Here is a 16,628-nt window from a genome sequence, read left to right on the forward strand (position 1 = left end):
ACACGATGGATAATTCAAAACACCTGAAAGATTCAGCGCACCTGCTGGATGACCTCGAGTCGATTCGCCAGTTGTTGGGCGATGATCCGGCCCAGCCGCCCCTGCTGACCGAGTCCGTGCACAGCGACGAGCAGATCCCGCTGCTGTTCGACGTGGTCACTGGCCAGGTCATGACGCTCGATGAGCACGAAGCCGACATCGACAATATTCCCCTGCTCACCCCCGAGCCGGTTGCGGCGACACCTCCCGCGCCAGCTGCCAACGCGTCGAGCGCGTCGAGCGCCAAAGCACCGAATGCAGAGGCGCTGCTGCATCTGGACGCCGAACTGCGTGCCGCCGCGCAGTTGATCATGCAAGACGTGATCGACGATTTCGCCCCGTACATCGAGAACGAGATCAAACGCCGCCTTGATGCGCGAATGGAACGGCTGCTGAGTCAATACAACAACTGAAGCTGTCTTCTTCCCCGACCCGGGAACGTGCGCAAGCACAGTCCTACAGATGCCCGCGATGATTCCGGGCATCACCGCTCGTAGCACCCGACCTACCGCTTGTAGCTTGACGCCGCCTTGAAAAGCTATACTCGTCGGCTTTTCCGACTCAAAGCAGATCAGGTTCCCGCCTCGCATGGACAAGACCTACCAGCCGCACGCCATCGAATCTTCCTGGTACCAGACCTGGGAGTCCGAAAACTATTTCGCTCCGCAAGGCGCGGGCGACTCGTACACCATCATGATTCCGCCGCCGAACGTCACCGGCAGCCTCCACATGGGGCACGGTTTCAATAACGCGATCATGGACGCCCTGATCCGCTTCCGCCGCATGCAGGGTCGCAACACCCTGTGGCAGCCGGGCACCGACCACGCCGGTATCGCCACGCAGATGCTGGTGGAGCGCCAACTCGAAGCCCTGGGTCAGAGCCGTCACGACCTGGGTCGCGACAAATTTCTCGAAAAAGTCTGGGAATGGAAGGATCAGTCCGGCGGCAACATCAGCCGCCAGATCCGTCGCCTGGGCTCGTCGGTGGACTGGAGCCGTGAGCGCTTCACGATGGACGACGGTTTGTCCGAAGCGGTTAAAGAGGCGTTCGTGCGTCTGCACGAAGACGGCCTGATCTACCGTGGCAAACGTCTGGTCAACTGGGACACCAAGCTGCACACCGCAATCTCCGACCTCGAAGTGGAAAACCACGACGAAAAGGGACATCTGTGGAACCTGCGCTACCCACTGGCCGATGGCGCGAAGACTGCTGAAGGTCTGGACTATCTGATCGTCGCCACGACCCGTCCGGAAACCATGCTCGGCGACGCCGCCGTCGCCGTTAACCCGAGCGACGAGCGCTACAAGGCGCTGATCGGCAAATTTGTCGAGCTGCCGCTGGTAGGCCGTCGCATCCCGATCATCGCGGACGACTACTGCGACCCTGAATTCGGCACCGGCTGCGTGAAGATCACCCCGGCCCACGACTTCAACGACTACGACGTCGGCAAGCGCCACAACCTGCCGCTGCTGAACATCTTCGACAAGAACGCTGCCGTTCTGCCCGCTGCCCAGGTGTTCAACCTCGATGGCACGCTGAACGACACCGTCGACGGCACCCTCCCCGCCGAATACGCCGGCCTTGACCGCTTCGAGGCGCGCAAGCAGATCGTGGCCGCCTTCGACGCCGCCGGGCTGCTGGTCAGCGTCGACGACCACGGTTTGAAAGTGCCGAAGGGCGACCGCTCCGGGACCATCATCGAGCCGTGGCTGACGGATCAGTGGTACGTGTCGACCAAGCCGCTGGCCGAACCGGCCATCGCCGCCGTTGAAGATGGCCGCATCGCCTTCGTGCCCAAGCAATACGAGAACATGTACTTCTCCTGGATGCGCGACATTCAGGACTGGTGCATCAGCCGTCAGCTCTGGTGGGGCCACCGCATTCCGGCCTGGTACGACGAGTCCGGCAAGGTTTACGTCGGCCGCGACGAAGCCGAAGTCCGCGCCAAGCACAACCTGGGGCCTGACGTTGCCCTGCAGCAGGACAACGACGTGCTCGACACCTGGTTCAGTTCCGGTCTGTGGACGTTCTCCACCCTGGGCTGGCCGGAGCAGACCGACTTCCTGAAAACCTTCCACCCGACCGACGTGCTGGTTACCGGTTTCGACATCATTTTCTTCTGGGTTGCCCGGATGATCATGCTCACCATGCATCTGGTGAAGAACGAAGACGGTACGGCGCAAGTGCCGTTCAAGACGGTTTATGTCCACGGCCTTGTGCGTGATGGTCAGGGCCAGAAGATGTCCAAGTCCAAGGGCAACGTCCTTGATCCGCTGGACATCATCGACGGCATCGAGCTTGAGGCCCTGGTGCAGAAACGCACCTCCGGCATGATGCAGCCCAAGCTGGCCAAGAAGATCGAGAAGCAGACCCGCGACGAATTCGCCGACGGCATCGCCAGCTACGGCACCGATGCCCTGCGCTTCACCTTCTGCTCGCTGGCGTCCACTGGCCGTGACATCAAGTTCGACATGGGTCGCGTCGAAGGTTATCGCAACTTCTGCAACAAGATCTGGAACGCCGCGCGGTACGTGCTCGACAAGGGTGAAGACTGCGGTCAGAACGGCGAGGCGTTCGAGCTCTCGCTGCCGGATCGCTGGATCATCTCGCAGCTGCAACGCACTGAAGCCGAGGTGACCCGTCAGCTGGATCAGTTCCGTTTCGACCTCGCGGCCCAGGCGCTGTACGAGTTCATCTGGAACCAGTATTGCGACTGGTACCTGGAGCTGTCCAAGCCGGTTCTGTGGGACGAGACGGCGCCGATCGAGCGTCAGCGTGGCACTCGTCGCACGCTGGTTCGCGTGCTGGAAGTCGCACTGCGTCTGGCCCATCCGTTCATGCCGTTCATCACCGAAGAAATCTGGCAGCGCCTTGCGCCGCTGGCCGGCATCGAAGGCAAGACCATCATGCTGCAACCGTGGCCGGTGGCAAATGATGCGCGCATCGACGTCGCGGCCGAAGGCGATATCGAATGGCTCAAAAGCCTGATGCTCGGCGTGCGCAACATCCGTGGCGAAATGAACATCGGCCCGGGCAAGCCGCTGCAGTTGTTCCTCAAGAACGTCAGCGCCGAAGACCAGCGCCGCCTCAACGAGAACGAGCACCTGCTGAAGAAGCTGGCCAAGCTTGAATCGTTCACCGTGCTGGAAGCCGGCGCCGAAGCACCGCTGTCCGCGACCGCGCTGGTCGGTGAGATGGAAGTGCTGGTGCCGATGGCCGGATTGATCGACAAGGACGCCGAACTGGCGCGTCTGGACAAGGAAATCCAGCGTCTGCAGGGCGAAGTGCAGCGAGTCGGCGGCAAGCTGTCCAATGCCGCGTTCGTCGACAAGGCGCCGCCTGAGGTCATCGCCAAGGAACGCGCGAAGATGGCCGAAGCCGAACAAGCGCTGGGCAAACTGGCCGAACAGCACGCGCGCATCGCGAGTTTGTAATCCGATAAAATCAGCCAGCCTGAATCGCAGGCCGGCTGACGATCACGCCCCTGTAGGCGTGAGCGTGCTCGTGATAGCGGTAAATCAGCAACCTAACCGTTGACTGACACACGGTTATCGCGAGCACGCTCACTCCTACAGGGGTTGTGCTTTCACGAGAATCGCATCACCGATGACCAGCCCCGACGCCCCCAAGCCCCAACGCAACACCCCACGCAAGAAAGCCAAACCTGCTCAACAGGCCAAGCCTGCCGCGCTGCGTGAGAAAGCCACCCTGCACCCGCGCAACCGCCATCAGGGGCATTACGACTTTCCGCGCCTGATCAAAAGCAGCCCGGAACTGGGCCAGTTTGTGATCCTCAATCCCTACGGCAAGGAAAGCATCGACTTCGCCAATCCGGCCGCGGTGCGGGTGTTCAACCGCGCCTTGCTCAAAGCGTTCTACGGCATTGTCCATTGGGATATTCCGGCGGACTACCTCTGCCCGCCAATTCCGGGGCGCGCGGACTACCTGCACTTTCTCGCGGATCTGCTGGCGGAACGCAACGATGGGGTTATCCCGCGCGGCGCGTCTGTCACAGCGTTGGACATCGGCACCGGCGCCAACTGCATCTATCCGCTGATCGGTCAGGGCGAATACGGCTGGTCGTTCTTGGGGTCGGACATCGACAAGATTGCCCTTGCGTCGGCGACGACCATCGTCAAAGCCAACAGCTTGAGCAAGAGCATCAGCTTCCGGGAGCAGCCCAACCCTAAACACATCTTGACCCACCTGCTGCAGCCCGATGAGCGCTTCGACATCAGCGTGTGTAACCCGCCCTTCCACGCCTCAGCTGAGGAAGCGTTAAGCGGCAGCCAGCGTAAATGGCGCGCCCTGGGCAAGGCAGACCCCAAGCGCAAGCTGCCGGTGCTGAATTTCGGCGGCCAGGCGGCGGAGCTGTGGTGTGAAGGTGGCGAGGCGCGCTTTGTGACGCAGTTGATCAGTGAAAGTGCGCAAGTGGCGACGCAGGTGTTGTGGTTCAGCACACTGGTGTCCAAGGCTTCGAACCTGCCGCTGATCCAAAGCGCGCTGAAAAAAGCCGGGGCCGTTGAGAGCCATACGGTGGAGATGGGCCAGGGTCAGAAACAGAGCCGCTTCGTTGCCTGGACCTTTCACGACACAGCCCGTCAGCAAGCCTGGCGGGAACAGCGCTGGACCGCGCGCAAGCCCTGAGCCTCAACGGCAGTGTCATTTCTGTCAGTAGACGGCAAACGCTCCCGTTCATAAGCTGAATCCTCGTTGCGTGCCCCGGCACAAGGAGGTCAGCCATGCGCGTCTTAGCCTGCGTTATCTGCATGTTGATGGTCTGGAACTGCCCGTCGTGGGCAGTTGAATTGAAGACAAACCTTGATCCGGTAGAAACGGTCAGGCGCATCAACGCCAGTTACAACCGGATCGACAACCACTGCACAGAGCCGGACACCGGCGCCGCCCGGGGCCATTACTACTGCAGCGGGATCACGTTGCGCATGGTCAATGACGGCAACTTCAATCCTTGGGATTACAGTCCCTACGCCCTGCAAACCGGCGCAACGTCCTACACCTGGATACGCCGGGACCTGAGCACAACAGTGCTTGTTCATCCCGCTGGCTTCATCCTCAGGACGCCAACGGACGGGCTCGCGCTGCAGCTTCCGGTCAAGCAGGAGGGCTGGGCCTGTATCTACACGTTCGATGGCTACACCGGACCGGATCGCAAGTGGTACGGCTGCGGGCCCTTCAACGACGCCACGTTCGTTCCCCCTTCCCAGCCCACAACGGCGAACAAGAACGCTCAATGGGCCTACGGCACCTGCGCCGATCAGAACGTCAACACAGCCGAGCAGTGGAAACAGAAATATCAGGGCGGTGCCCGACAACCGATTCAGACGACACAGTGCTCATGGAACGCCGAGGTGCCTGCGCAGTGGGACGCGATGATCCAGGCCCATGAAGCCCGAGTGACCACCACCAACGCCGACCCTTATTCGCGCAAGGACTTCTTCAACGAATTCATGCTCAAGAATGCCGCCGGCGGCAGCGACATCATGGATGACATCGATGCGTTTATTTACCAGGGGAAGAACACGTTCAACTACCCCGTCCGAGGCGACAACGGTAAAGCGGCGGTACAGCAGGACGGCCTGGCCAACGCGCGTACCTTCCAACGCAAACTCTATGATCAGGGCTACGCGGTGCCCATTCTGAATATTGATTTCACCCGGCCGCCAGAGCAACGCTTCACTTACAGCGCGGCCGATCAGGGGGTGTCGCTTAACCTCAACCGCAACGTCACTGCGAAATACATCGCATGGAGCAACTGGGAGCAGCGCCTGGACCCAGGCACGGGAAAAACGGAGTGGACGCTGAATGTCGTACTGACTGAGCTTGGCAAAAAAGTACAGGCGAGTCAGCAGCAAGACGTTTATCAGGAGCTCTACGACTTGCGCGGTTCAGACCTACAGTGGCGCAATGAAGAAAGAGACGCAGGCAGCATGAAGCAACAAATCGCCTGCATCGTGCGCAACTATCCACAACGCGCTGACTGGAACCTGGAACCCTTCCGCCCGGTAGTGTCAGAGGCAGCAGCGAAAGCGGCCGGGTGCAACCCCTTCAAGAAATAGCGGGCACAAAAAAACCGTGTCCGGATCGCTCCGTCACACGGTTTCCTCAACCAAGCAGCGTTTTCGCTTACTTGTTGACCGAGTCAGTCAGCACTTTGGCTGGTACGAACTTGACGACTTTCTTGGCAGCGATTTCGATGGCTGCGCCAGTCGAAGGGTTGCGGCCGGTGCGTGCTGGACGCTCGGTGACTTTCAGTTTGCCGATGCCTGGCAGAGTGATTTCACTACCGTTTTCCAGTTGGTCAGCGACGATTTGACCCAATTGGTCGAGAGCGTTGCGCGCGGTGGTTTTAGGCGCGTCGATAGCTTCTGCGATATCGGCGATCAATTGGTCTTTAGTCAGAGCCATGGTGGTGTTCCTTCCCTATCAAATTCGAATGGTTTGCAGAGTGTGGTACAGACGCGAAATGTAGATACTGTAAACGGCCTTTGGTTCGGCCGAACGCCCACAAACTGCACGCCTGGCGCGCTTGGGCGCTCAGGACCGGGCAAAACTAGCACAGCGCAACGCAAATATCCGCCCCTACCTACCCATTTGGTCAGCTTTATCGCCCATGAGGCGTAAAAAAGTCATATTAATGGCCCGAGGTCAGCGTTTTCGGCCCTTCCAGAGCGTTCCGCCCCCCCGCCTGCGGTACACTTGCCGACTTTCGCACGGGCCTGGTCTGGTCCCGTTCAGTTCCCCTTCAGCAGCCGAGAAATCCATGCCGATCCGTCACGCCATCGTCCACCTGATCGACAAAAAACCTGACGGCACGCCCGCCGTGCTCCACGCCCGGGACTCGGAACTCGCCGAGTCGCAGGCCATCGAGAACATGCTGGCAGACCTCAACGAGAGCTATAACGCCAAACAAGGCAAAGCGTGGGGGCTGTTTCATGCCGAGTCCGGCGCGCACCCGTTCAGTGGCTGGCTGAAGGAATACCTGGATCAAGGCAAGGATTTCACCCAATTCAGCCGCATCGCGGTCGAGCATCTGCAGAAGCTGATGGAAGAGTCGAACCTGTCGGTCGGTGGCCACGTGCTGTTTGCGCACTACCAGCAGGGCATGACCGAATACCTGGCGATCGCGCTGCTGCACCACAGCGAAGGCGTGGCGGTGAACGAGGCATTGGACGTAACGCCCTCCCGGCATCTGGATCTGGGCCAGTTGCACCTTGCGGCCCGCATCAACATTTCCGAGTGGCAGAACAACAAGGCGTCCAAGCAGTACATCTCGTTCATCAAGGGCAAGAACGGCAAGAAGGTTTCCGAGTACTTCCGCGACTTCATCGGCTGCCAGGAAGGCGTCGACGGACCGGGCGAGACCCGCACCCTGCTCAAGGCTTTCAGTGATTTCGTCGAGAGCGAAGACCTGCCGGAAGAATCGACCCGCGAGAAGACCAAGGCGCTGGTCGACTACGCCAGCAGCCAGAGCAAAATGGGCGAGCCCATCGCTCTGGAAGAGTTGTCCGGCCTGATCGACGAGGACCGCCCGCGGGCCTTCTACGATCACATCCGCAACAAGGATTACGGCCTGTCGCCCGAGATTCCTGCGGATAAGCGCACCCTAAGTCAGTTCCGCCGCTTCACCGGTCGTGCGGAAGGCCTGTCGATCAGCTTCGAGGCGCACTTGCTGGGCGACAAGATCGAGTACGACGAAGAGAAAGGCACCCTGATCATCAAGGGGCTGCCCACTCAGTTGACCGATCAACTTAAACGCCGCTGAGCCCAGTCGAGGAGCCGAAACCCGAATGTTCGTTCGTACCCTGAAGAAGTTCTTGCTCATCATGCTGGTGGTGGTCGTGTACCAGAACTGGGGCAAGATCGAAAACCTGGTTCACCCCTCCACAGATTTATCGGAGCACGCGCAGGCCAACGCCAAGGTGACGTTGTACGCCACCGACTGGTGCGGCTACTGCAAACAGACACGGCGTTTTCTCGACAGCCAAGGCATCCCTTACACCGAGTTCGATATCGAAAAAGACGCCGCAGGGCGCAAGGCATACGAAGCGCTCGGCGGTCGCGGCATTCCTCTGATCGACGTAAACGGCACGCTGATCAGAGGCTTCAGCGAAGAGCAGATTCTCGCTGCACTCAAGTAACACCGAACGCTTGGCTGCACGGGGTCAAACCGGATTGCAACCCGCTGCCTCGGCCTTCTCTTCAGAGAGATCGGGGCGGAACGGCTCCAGATTGAATTCATCCTTATTGCGCGCAATGCTGAAGTGGCACACCAACTGACGACGCATGCCACCGCCATCATTTTGTTTCCACTGAAAATCATTTTTATACTTCCGGACCAGTTCGGCATACACCGCATCAGAGCCTGAAGAGCCCGTTTGCTTCTTACCCAATTCGGTCAGCACGACCGACAGTGACCACTCCTCTTCTCCAGTGCCCGGGTCGGGGCGTAACGCCCACGTGGCAGACTGGATATAGCGATCGATTGTCTTGCCCGATTCGGAGACAGCTTGATCATCGGCATTGCAGGCAAACGATGCATCTTTTGAAGGAGAGTCCGGGAGTGTCATTGCAATAATGGGCACCCAAACACCGGTTTCTGAGTAATAGCGTTGCTGATCAAACCGGGCATCGTCTTTGCCACCCCCTGGTTTGGGCAAATAGAAAAAGGCCTGGATCGGCAAGTTCTTATCAGGCGTTTCAGCACTCCAGGTATCCAGCCTGAGTTCATTCTGCTTATTGAATGACGTCTTTCCCATCTCGCGCATGGCGCCCAAACTGGCATTGAAGTTGTCAGTTGCGTGACGATCCAGCGGATCGCGCACATCAAACCCGCACTCGTTACGGTTATCACCCTTGGTCTGCGTCTTGTACTGCTCTGCCCACTGGCGGCCGGTCTCGATGTTTTGAGAAAAGCACTCTGCGCCTTTGCCCTGAGCGGTCGCTGCCGAAGAGGTGCCGCAGCCTTTGTCGATGCGCGAGTCGGTGCCGCCGTCCATCGGGAACGAACACAGCACGTTGTAGGGACTTTTGCCAGCCGGCAGAGCCTGGATCGGAAAGAGCACGTAGCCATTGTTTTCATAGCGGACGAGGCGGGAAAACTTCGCGTCCTTACGCAGATAAGAGAATGACGTACCGCCGCTTTTGACCGAGGCCGGGCTCGGATCCCAAGAGTTGTAGTCGTCCGACGGAATGGTAGCCCTGAAAATAACGCCGTTGCACAAAAACGCGGGTGACGAGGCTTTGCCGCAGTTTTCCCTTATATCGTTATATTGACGTTTCAGCGCGTTGGCCGTATCGGCACAACTGGCCCCGTAAACATCAGCGCATTGTATTGCAACAACAAGTAGCGATACCCCGAACGCTTTGACGTTGGCCATGACGTACTCTCCTGTCCCTGGAAATAAAGCGTCCCATGTCACGGAATATGGAACATATCGGCGCCGCACACGTGCCCCGACGTTCTCCTTGACCAGACAACTTTTTATGTAAGATGAAACAAGAGAGTAAACCGCGTGGCTTTTTTAACAACTGTCACAACTGACAGTCACGACAACTTCACGCCAGTCAGCCAGATCAATACGCAATTAAAACAAAGCGATTATTCGGCACCGCGATAAGCCCGGCATTGCACCGGGCTTATTTCCACATCAGATGTTTAAACAGCCTTGATTTGAAAACCGAAGCGCGGGAAGTGCACATGCACGGTGCCGGCGCGGTCGTCTTCGCGGCGCAGGATAATCTCTTCACGGCCGCTGAATACCAACTCTCCCGCCACTGCGTTAACGCCGTAATCCACTGCAGACACGGTGACCTGCTGCCCGACAGTAAAGCCGTTGGGGTCGGTGAAATCTTCATCGGGCACCGGCGCCGGGGTAGCCGCACGCGCGATTTCAACCGCGTCGCCCGAACTCAATTCACTCGGTGCGCCATGACCGAATGCAATAACGCGCTCGTACCAGCTCAACACCGCCGGATAGGCATCGACCAGCGGGGACGTGACAGGCGTTTGTTTGAGGAACCACAGGGTGTGGGCCACCGAGAAATCAGCGATCGAGGGAACACCCAGGAGGAAATCACCGTTGCTCTCCAACTGGGTTTCCAGACGCGCCATCAGCGTCGGCCATTGATGCTGCGCCACTTCCAGTGGCACACGATTGGCGCTGCCGCCCTCGAAGAACGTGGCGCGGTCGGCAACGAATGCCTTAACAGCCTCAGGCGGAACCTTGGCGAAACGCACAGCGAGGGAGGCCGGTTGAAACACCAGGCTGACCGCGTGCAGGAACAGCACCGAATCCGCCCATGCCGCGAGGCCCGCCGCGGTGAACTCATGGCCTTCGGGATAGAACGTGGGTGACGATTTCTCCTGCTCCAGGCGCCGTGCGATCAGCGCGGTGTCGCAATAAATGTCGGCGCCCACTTGCAGGACGGGGGTTTTGCGATAGCCGCCGGTAAGGGGCATGAGGTCGGGCTTGGGCATGATCGACGGGATGTTGACCGAGCGCCATGACAGGCCTTTGAAGCCCAGCATCAGACGGGCTTTTTCGGCGAACAGGGACGTTGGATAATGGTGAAGAATCAACTCAGACATGCTTCGGGCCATCCGCAGGGAGAAACCACCAGCTTATCCCCCCGAAGCCCCACGGCATACCCGCTCAGGGTGATGGCGCGGCATCACTCGGCTGGATGTAGCCGGCGGCCAGGCACTCCTTGGCGCTTTTGCGCAGCTTTTTGATCAACCGCTCCTGCCGCAGGGCGTCGCCTTTGTCGCGGCAGGCCTCCACATACACCAGCGCCATCGCCGGGCTCGAGCTGAAGAAGCGCGCACCTTTACCGCTTTGGTGCTGGGCGAATCGGCGCTGCGGGTCATTGCTGATGCCGCAGTACAACGAACCGTTGGCCGCGCGCACCAAGTACACGAACCAGGATTTGACCAGCACGGCTTCGGGCACAGGTGCGGTGGCGATTTCGGCTTCAGACATGCGGGACCGTGGACCAGTAGCGAGGGGAGCGGATTCTATCAAAGCGTCAGCGACTGGCCTGAAAAGCCTTCAGCCCTTTCTGGCCCTGTGCACGGATGGCGTTTTGCACAAGCGGCGTCCAGCCCAGTAATACGCCCTTCGTGCCGAGGGCCTGACGCGACCACCGCCACAGATCGAACTGATCGTGGTGCTCGCAGATCTTGCCGTCCCGGAAAACAAACCGCGCCTGAATGTCGTTGACCACCGTGCGACCGGTCTGGCTGAACAGGTAGGTTGCGACCCAGTGTGCAGCGCCGGTCGTGGCGTCGGCACGGACGTGGTCGAACACCACCGAGAAGTCACGGGCGCGGGAGGTCAGCATGCGCCACATATCGCCGGCATCCTGACCGTGCAACTGGCCAAACACCGGGTCGGAAAACACCACGTCTTCGCCGTAGCACGCGGCCATCGCCTCGGCGTCCAGACGGCTGAACGCCTCATAAAAGCGCGTGATCAGCGCGCTGTTGTGTTCGCTGGTAAAGGTCTCGCTCATGGGAACGCCGTCCATGGAAATAGGATGCCTGCACGATAAGCGGCTGCACTGCGGTTTGCACGGGCATTCGCAGGGGAAATGTCAGCCCTCAGACTTTCTCGCTGCTGACACCCACGTAAAGCGCGCGCCCGGCGCCGAGACCGGCGATGATCGCGGCGACGCCGATGATGCCGAAGATCCAGCCGACCGAGTCCCAGTTGCCGGTCCAGTCATGCACGACGCCGACCGCGAAAGGCCCGAGCGACGCCAGGGTGTAGCCGAAGCCCTGGGCCATGCTCGACAGGTTCGCGGCGACGTGGGAGTCCCGCGAGCGCAACACGATTAGCGTCAGCGCCAGGCTGAACGTGCCGCCCTGCCCTACGCCGAGCACGACGGCCCAGCCCCACAATTGCTCAAGCGGCGCATACAGGCAGCCGAACAGACCGGCCAGTGTGAGCAGCATCACCAGCACAATGGCGATGCGCTGGTCCTTGCCGCGAGTGGCCAGCCATGGCGCAGTGAGCGAGCTGACCAGTTGCACCATGATTGAACCGGACAACAGCAGACCGGCATCAACGGCAGTCAGTCCTCGCCCGATGAGGATCGACGGCAGCCAGCCGAACACGATGTAGGCCAGTGACGATTGCAGGCCCATATAAAGGGTGACTTGCCAGGCCAGAGGATCGCGGCGCAAACCGCGCACCCGATAAGCCACCTGATGTTGGCCATGACGTTGACGCGTCTGCGGCCACCAGAAGATCGCGGCGAGAATCGCCGGGACGATCCAGAAGCCGAGGCCAAGCGTCCAGTCGCTGCCGTTGCCGCTACCCAACACTTCGCTCAACGGAACCGTTGAGCCCGCCGCGACAGCAGCGCCCAGGCACAGCGCCATGGTGTAGACACCCGTCATCGCACCAGCCTGCTTGGCGAAATCGCGTTTGACGATGCCGGGCAGCAATACCCCGATGATGCCGATGCTCGCCCCGGCCATGACGCTGCCGGCAAACAGCCCGAACTCGCCCAACGAGCTCCGCAAAATGATGCCGCACGCCAGGGTCAGCAGAATGCCCAGCACCACGCGCTCGCTGCCAAAGCGCCGCGCAAGGATCGGCGCAAGCGGCGCGAACAGGCCCAGGCACAACACCGGCAGCGTGGTCAGCAAGCCGGCCGTGGCCGCCGAAAGTCCCAGGCTTCGTGACACCTCACTCAACAATGGCGCCATGCTCGACAACGCCGGACGCAGGTTCAGCGCCACCAGCACCAGGCCCAACAACAGGAACCATGGGCGTTTGAGCACAGGATGTTGCTGCTGCACTTGCTCATCATCCGCTTCCGCGTCGATCAGCAGCTCGTTGATGTCGTGAGGGGTCGAAGCATTGGAACGGGAACTGCTCGCCGTCGGCGCCTTGGTCGTCATGGGATTCTCGTGGGGGCAGGAGGATGTAACAGCGCATTGCGCAAAGCAGTAATCCTGTTGGAGATCGGCAGAGAACACAAGTTTTACGAGGATTGGGTACAGTTTTGCGGCACGTCCCAGGCGAGCGGCCATAAAAAACCCGGGCACAGGGCCCGGGCTCTTCATTCGAGGTGCTGCTGACTCAATGCAAGAGTCTCAATTAGAATAATTATCGTGGAGATAGGTAGGGACTATGTGCAATTGGGACGGCATAACGAAGTGAATTCTCGTATCAACGTCAACGAAAAAGTCCCATACAAAATTCCTGCAAGCAAAAACACTGACTCTTTACCTCTCCACCCATTCATGATCCAGAAATAACTTGCGGCAACACAGCATGTGAACACCGTGATTAGGAGCAGTCCACTCAGCCCCCTCACATGCCGGCTCAGCCTATTACTGCTAATGAGAATAGCAGCAGTAGTGTAGAAAGGGAGTACGATTAAGGTTGCAATGGCAGTAACTGTAAGTAATACCAAGGTGCCTGGACCGTCCAATGACGCGACTTCACCTGCTGGGCGCCAGTAGAATCCAACCCATGGAATAAGTGAAATCAAGTTCAAGACAAGAATTGATAACAGAGATCTTCTTTCCTTGGGACATGTAGTGTTTTCCGTCATGAAAACCTCCGAGTTAATACCCATACAATTCCTATTAGCGCTGGATCGATATAGGCACCTCTCCTTGAATAACAATTTGATAGGGCTTGCCCTTGTTAGCCCCTAAGTAACGACCACCTGCTGTTGCAGCTTCCCCCAATTCGGACCGATGCGTACTCGCATTAAAATCGTAGACGTCATTATATGCACGGGCAGTGCCGACAAAAGAAACCCTGCCATCATGACCTTTATGAACAGTGCCCTCAATTTTCAAAGAAATATTCCCTAGCCACGTCCATGTAAGAAAAGAGTCCTGGCGAGTATTGTAGGCCACCTTTTGTATACTAAGCGGCGAGGTACCGACCATCGCCGACGCAAACGCACTCTCTAGGGCCGGGATCTTCGCAGCTGACAGGTTGAGACCGAGCCTGTTAATCTGGGTCATCACATCCGCTCCGCTACCATCCAGATAATGAGACCAGGCGGAAAACGGAGACAGAATTCCACCTGAAAGCTCCTTGGCTTCGGTTGTTTTTTTTCTGAAGCCCCAGCCGTTTATTGATTCCCTCATCGCATCAGTGGGTAAAGCGTAAGGATTTAAACACATATATTTATCAGCCACGGGCACTTTTGCAATATCAAAAAGAAGCTCGGCAGTTGGCATATAGCGCCATCCATTTTGCAGCTGTCGATTGACTTCCTCCATGTGTTTAATCGTCATTTCTCGCCAATATCCTTCACCGTATTTTCGAAGTCTGAAAGGATGCTGCGCTGCGATTACATTTCCGGGTCTTGGTAGAGGGTTATGACGACCTGCATTCGGCCTTGAAAAAAGATATGTCACTGACTCCATAGCAACCGGGGGAGTTGGTGAGAGCGCCCTAACAGGGCTAGATGGCAGATAAACAGTATTACTCATGATGATTTCCTAATTAATTAGTCCAATACCGTCGATATACATCCGACAGGAACAGCTAACTATTGTGGCGAACATCGCACAATAAGAAATACTCTGAATGAGGTGTAGGAATCTTCTCTAAATGAACGCGCTCAATTAGCTCGCATCACAAAGTCGCGACCACTCCAAAATTTTGACAATAAAAAACCCGGGCACAGGGCCCGGGCTCTTTGTATTGCTGGTAATGACTCAGTGCAGAATCTGGCTCAGGAACAGGCGCGTACGATCACTCTGCGGATTATCGAAGAAGTCGTTCGGTGCGGCTTGTTCGACGATCTCGCCCTTGTCCATGAAGATCACGCGGTTGGCCACGGTGCGTGCGAAGCCCATTTCGTGGGTTACGCAGAGCATGGTCATGCCTTCTTCCGCCAGGCCAACCATGGTGTCGAGCACCTCTTTCACCATTTCCGGGTCGAGGGCCGAGGTCGGCTCGTCGAACAGCATGATCTTCGGCTTCATGCACAGCGCGCGGGCGATCGCCACCCGCTGTTGCTGACCACCGGACAGCTGGCCCGGGTACTTGTGCGCCTGCTCCGGAATGCGCACGCGCTCCAGATAATGCATGGCGATTTCTTCAGCCTTGCGCTTGGGCATCTTGCGCACCCACATCGGCGCCAGCGTGCAGTTCTGCAGAATGGTCAGGTGCGGGAACAGGTTGAAGTGCTGGAACACCATGCCGACTTCGCGGCGAATCGTCTCGATCTGCTTGAGGTCCGAGGTCAGCTCGGTGCCATCGACCACGATGCGACCCTGCTGGTGTTCTTCCAGACGGTTGAGGCAGCGAATGGTGGTCGACTTGCCCGAACCCGACGGGCCGCACAAAACGATACGCTCGCCCTGACGCACGTTCAGGTTGATGTCTTTCAACACGTGGAACTGGCCGTACCACTTGTGTACGCCTTCCATCCGGATCATGCCTTCGGCGCCCAGAGGCTTACTGATAGCTTCACTCATCACAAAACTCCTAACGCTTGTGGCCTGTGTCCAACTTACGCTCCAAGTGCATGGAGTAGCGGGACATGCCGAAACAGAAGATCCAGAACACCAGGGCCGCGAACACGTAACCCTCGGTCGCCATGCCGAGCCACTTGGGGTCGGCGGCAGCTTGTTTGACGCTGTTGAGCAGGTCGAACAGGCCGATGATGATCACAAGGCTCGTGTCCTTGAACAACGCAATCACGGTGTTGACCAGGCCTGGGATGACCAGCTTCAAGGCCTGCGGCAGAATCACCAGCCCCATGCGCCGCCAGTAGCCGAGGCCCATGGCCGCAGCGGCTTCGTACTGACCCTTCGGAATGGCCTGCATGCCGCCCCGAACCACCTCGGCCACATACGCCGACTGGAACAGGATCACGCCAATCAGCGCGCGCAGCAGCTTGTCGAAGTTCATGCCTTCAGGCAGGAACAACGGCAGCATCACCGACGACATGAACAGCACAGTGATTAATGGAACGCCTCGCCAGAACTCGATGAACGTCACGCACATCACGCGGATGGCCGGCATTTCGGAGCGACGCCCCAAGGCCAGGATCACGCCCAGCGGCAATGCGCCGGCGATACCCACCGTGGCGATCACCAGGGTCAGCATCAGGCCGCCCCACTGACTGGTCGCAACCAGGTCCAGGCCGAACACGCCGCCGTGCAGCAGGAAGTACGCAACGATCGGGTAGATGAACAGGAACGACAGGCCGTAGATCGCCTTGCGCGGCATTACTTTGATGAACAGCGGCGCGACGCCGATGATCGCCAGCCAGACGGTCAGATCAACCCTCCAGCGCAGTGCCTGCGGGTAGTAGCCGTACATGAACTGGCCGAAGCGCTGTTCGATGAACACCCAGCAGGCGCCGGCCTTGGTGCAGTCTTCGCGGGTGGTACCGACCCAGTTGGCATCAAAGATGGCCCAACTCAGCAGCGGTGGAACAACCAGCCAGATCAAGTAGATCGCGAACAGGGTCAACAGCGTGTTGATCCAGCTCGAGAACAGGTTCTGGCGCATCCATGCCACCGGGCCGAAGACTTTGCTCGGCGGTGGCATGTCGGGTTTGAAAGTATGGGATGTCATGC

Annotated in this window: 15 protein-coding genes; 6 read left to right on the forward strand and 9 right to left on the reverse strand. The window is 58.7% G+C overall.

What is annotated here, in order from left to right; genetic code table 11:
* Nucleotides 1-5: 5 nt before the first annotated feature.
* The 4 genes from QWI20_RS22400 (at nucleotide 6) to QWI20_RS22415 (ending at nucleotide 6,117) form a co-directional block, all read left to right on the forward strand.
* Nucleotides 6-452: a DNA polymerase III subunit chi gene (locus tag QWI20_RS22400; protein ID WP_369307280.1), complete on the forward strand. Its 447-nt coding sequence runs from the start codon at nucleotides 6-8 to the stop codon at nucleotides 450-452.
* A gap of 175 nt (nucleotides 453-627) precedes the next feature.
* The gene (locus QWI20_RS22405) at nucleotides 628-3,474 is read left to right on the forward strand and encodes a valine--tRNA ligase (protein ID WP_369307281.1); all 2,847 of its coding nucleotides are present in this window, start codon (nucleotides 628-630) and stop codon (nucleotides 3,472-3,474) included.
* 172 nt (nucleotides 3,475-3,646) lie between these two features.
* A complete protein-coding gene (gene rlmF, locus QWI20_RS22410) occupies nucleotides 3,647-4,687 on the forward strand; it encodes a 23S rRNA (adenine(1618)-N(6))-methyltransferase RlmF (protein ID WP_369307282.1) in 1,041 nt (346 codons plus the stop codon).
* Between the two features lie 95 nt (nucleotides 4,688-4,782).
* On the forward strand, nucleotides 4,783-6,117 hold the full coding sequence (locus QWI20_RS22415) for a DUF2599 domain-containing protein (RefSeq protein WP_369307283.1): 1,335 nt from the start codon (nucleotides 4,783-4,785) through the stop codon (nucleotides 6,115-6,117).
* A 67-nt stretch (nucleotides 6,118-6,184) separates the two neighbouring features.
* Here QWI20_RS22415 and QWI20_RS22420 read toward each other — a convergent pair whose 3' ends face one another.
* Complete coding sequence (locus tag QWI20_RS22420; protein ID WP_037014905.1) at nucleotides 6,185-6,466, reverse strand: HU family DNA-binding protein; 282 nt, start codon at nucleotides 6,464-6,466, stop codon at nucleotides 6,185-6,187.
* A 355-nt stretch (nucleotides 6,467-6,821) separates the two neighbouring features.
* Between QWI20_RS22420 and yejK the strand changes: the two genes are divergently transcribed.
* Entirely contained in the window at nucleotides 6,822-7,823 is a 1,002-nt protein-coding gene (yejK, locus tag QWI20_RS22425) for a nucleoid-associated protein YejK (RefSeq protein WP_074884246.1), read from the forward strand.
* Between the two features lie 25 nt (nucleotides 7,824-7,848).
* Nucleotides 7,849-8,199, forward strand: a complete 351-nt coding sequence (locus QWI20_RS22430) for a glutaredoxin family protein (RefSeq protein ID WP_369307284.1) — start codon at nucleotides 7,849-7,851, stop codon at nucleotides 8,197-8,199.
* A 24-nt stretch (nucleotides 8,200-8,223) separates the two neighbouring features.
* Here QWI20_RS22430 and QWI20_RS22435 read toward each other — a convergent pair whose 3' ends face one another.
* The 8 genes from QWI20_RS22435 to QWI20_RS22470 all read right to left on the reverse strand — a co-directional run bounded on the left by QWI20_RS22435 (nucleotide 8,224) and on the right by QWI20_RS22470 (nucleotide 16,626).
* Nucleotides 8,224-9,438: a DUF2599 domain-containing protein gene (locus QWI20_RS22435; RefSeq protein WP_369307285.1), complete on the reverse strand. Its 1,215-nt coding sequence runs from the start codon at nucleotides 9,436-9,438 to the stop codon at nucleotides 8,224-8,226.
* 278 nt (nucleotides 9,439-9,716) lie between these two features.
* A complete protein-coding gene (locus tag QWI20_RS22440; protein WP_369307286.1) occupies nucleotides 9,717-10,649 on the reverse strand; it encodes a glutathione S-transferase family protein in 933 nt (310 codons plus the stop codon).
* Between the two features lie 64 nt (nucleotides 10,650-10,713).
* A complete protein-coding gene (locus tag QWI20_RS22445; protein WP_369307287.1) occupies nucleotides 10,714-11,040 on the reverse strand; it encodes a GIY-YIG nuclease family protein in 327 nt (108 codons plus the stop codon).
* 46 nt (nucleotides 11,041-11,086) lie between these two features.
* Nucleotides 11,087-11,572, reverse strand: coding sequence for a nuclear transport factor 2 family protein (locus QWI20_RS22450; RefSeq protein WP_369307288.1), 486 nt, complete (start codon nucleotides 11,570-11,572; stop codon nucleotides 11,087-11,089).
* 88 nt (nucleotides 11,573-11,660) lie between these two features.
* Nucleotides 11,661-12,968 carry a CynX/NimT family MFS transporter gene (locus tag QWI20_RS22455; RefSeq protein ID WP_369307289.1) on the reverse strand — a complete coding sequence of 436 codons (1,308 nt, stop codon included), beginning with the start codon at nucleotides 12,966-12,968 and terminating at the stop codon, nucleotides 11,661-11,663.
* Nucleotides 12,969-13,661: 693 nt separating this feature from the next.
* A complete protein-coding gene (locus QWI20_RS22460; protein WP_369307290.1) occupies nucleotides 13,662-14,525 on the reverse strand; it encodes a lipid II-degrading bacteriocin in 864 nt (287 codons plus the stop codon).
* Nucleotides 14,526-14,753: 228 nt separating this feature from the next.
* Nucleotides 14,754-15,518 carry an amino acid ABC transporter ATP-binding protein gene (locus QWI20_RS22465; RefSeq protein WP_037014923.1) on the reverse strand — a complete coding sequence of 255 codons (765 nt, stop codon included), beginning with the start codon at nucleotides 15,516-15,518 and terminating at the stop codon, nucleotides 14,754-14,756.
* A 10-nt stretch (nucleotides 15,519-15,528) separates the two neighbouring features.
* Complete coding sequence (locus QWI20_RS22470; RefSeq protein ID WP_346630847.1) at nucleotides 15,529-16,626, reverse strand: amino acid ABC transporter permease; 1,098 nt, start codon at nucleotides 16,624-16,626, stop codon at nucleotides 15,529-15,531.
* Nucleotides 16,627-16,628 lie beyond the last annotated feature (2 nt).

It is taken from the genome of Pseudomonas sp. W2-17, from assembly GCF_041060445.1.
Taxonomy (GTDB): domain Bacteria; phylum Pseudomonadota; class Gammaproteobacteria; order Pseudomonadales; family Pseudomonadaceae; genus Aquipseudomonas.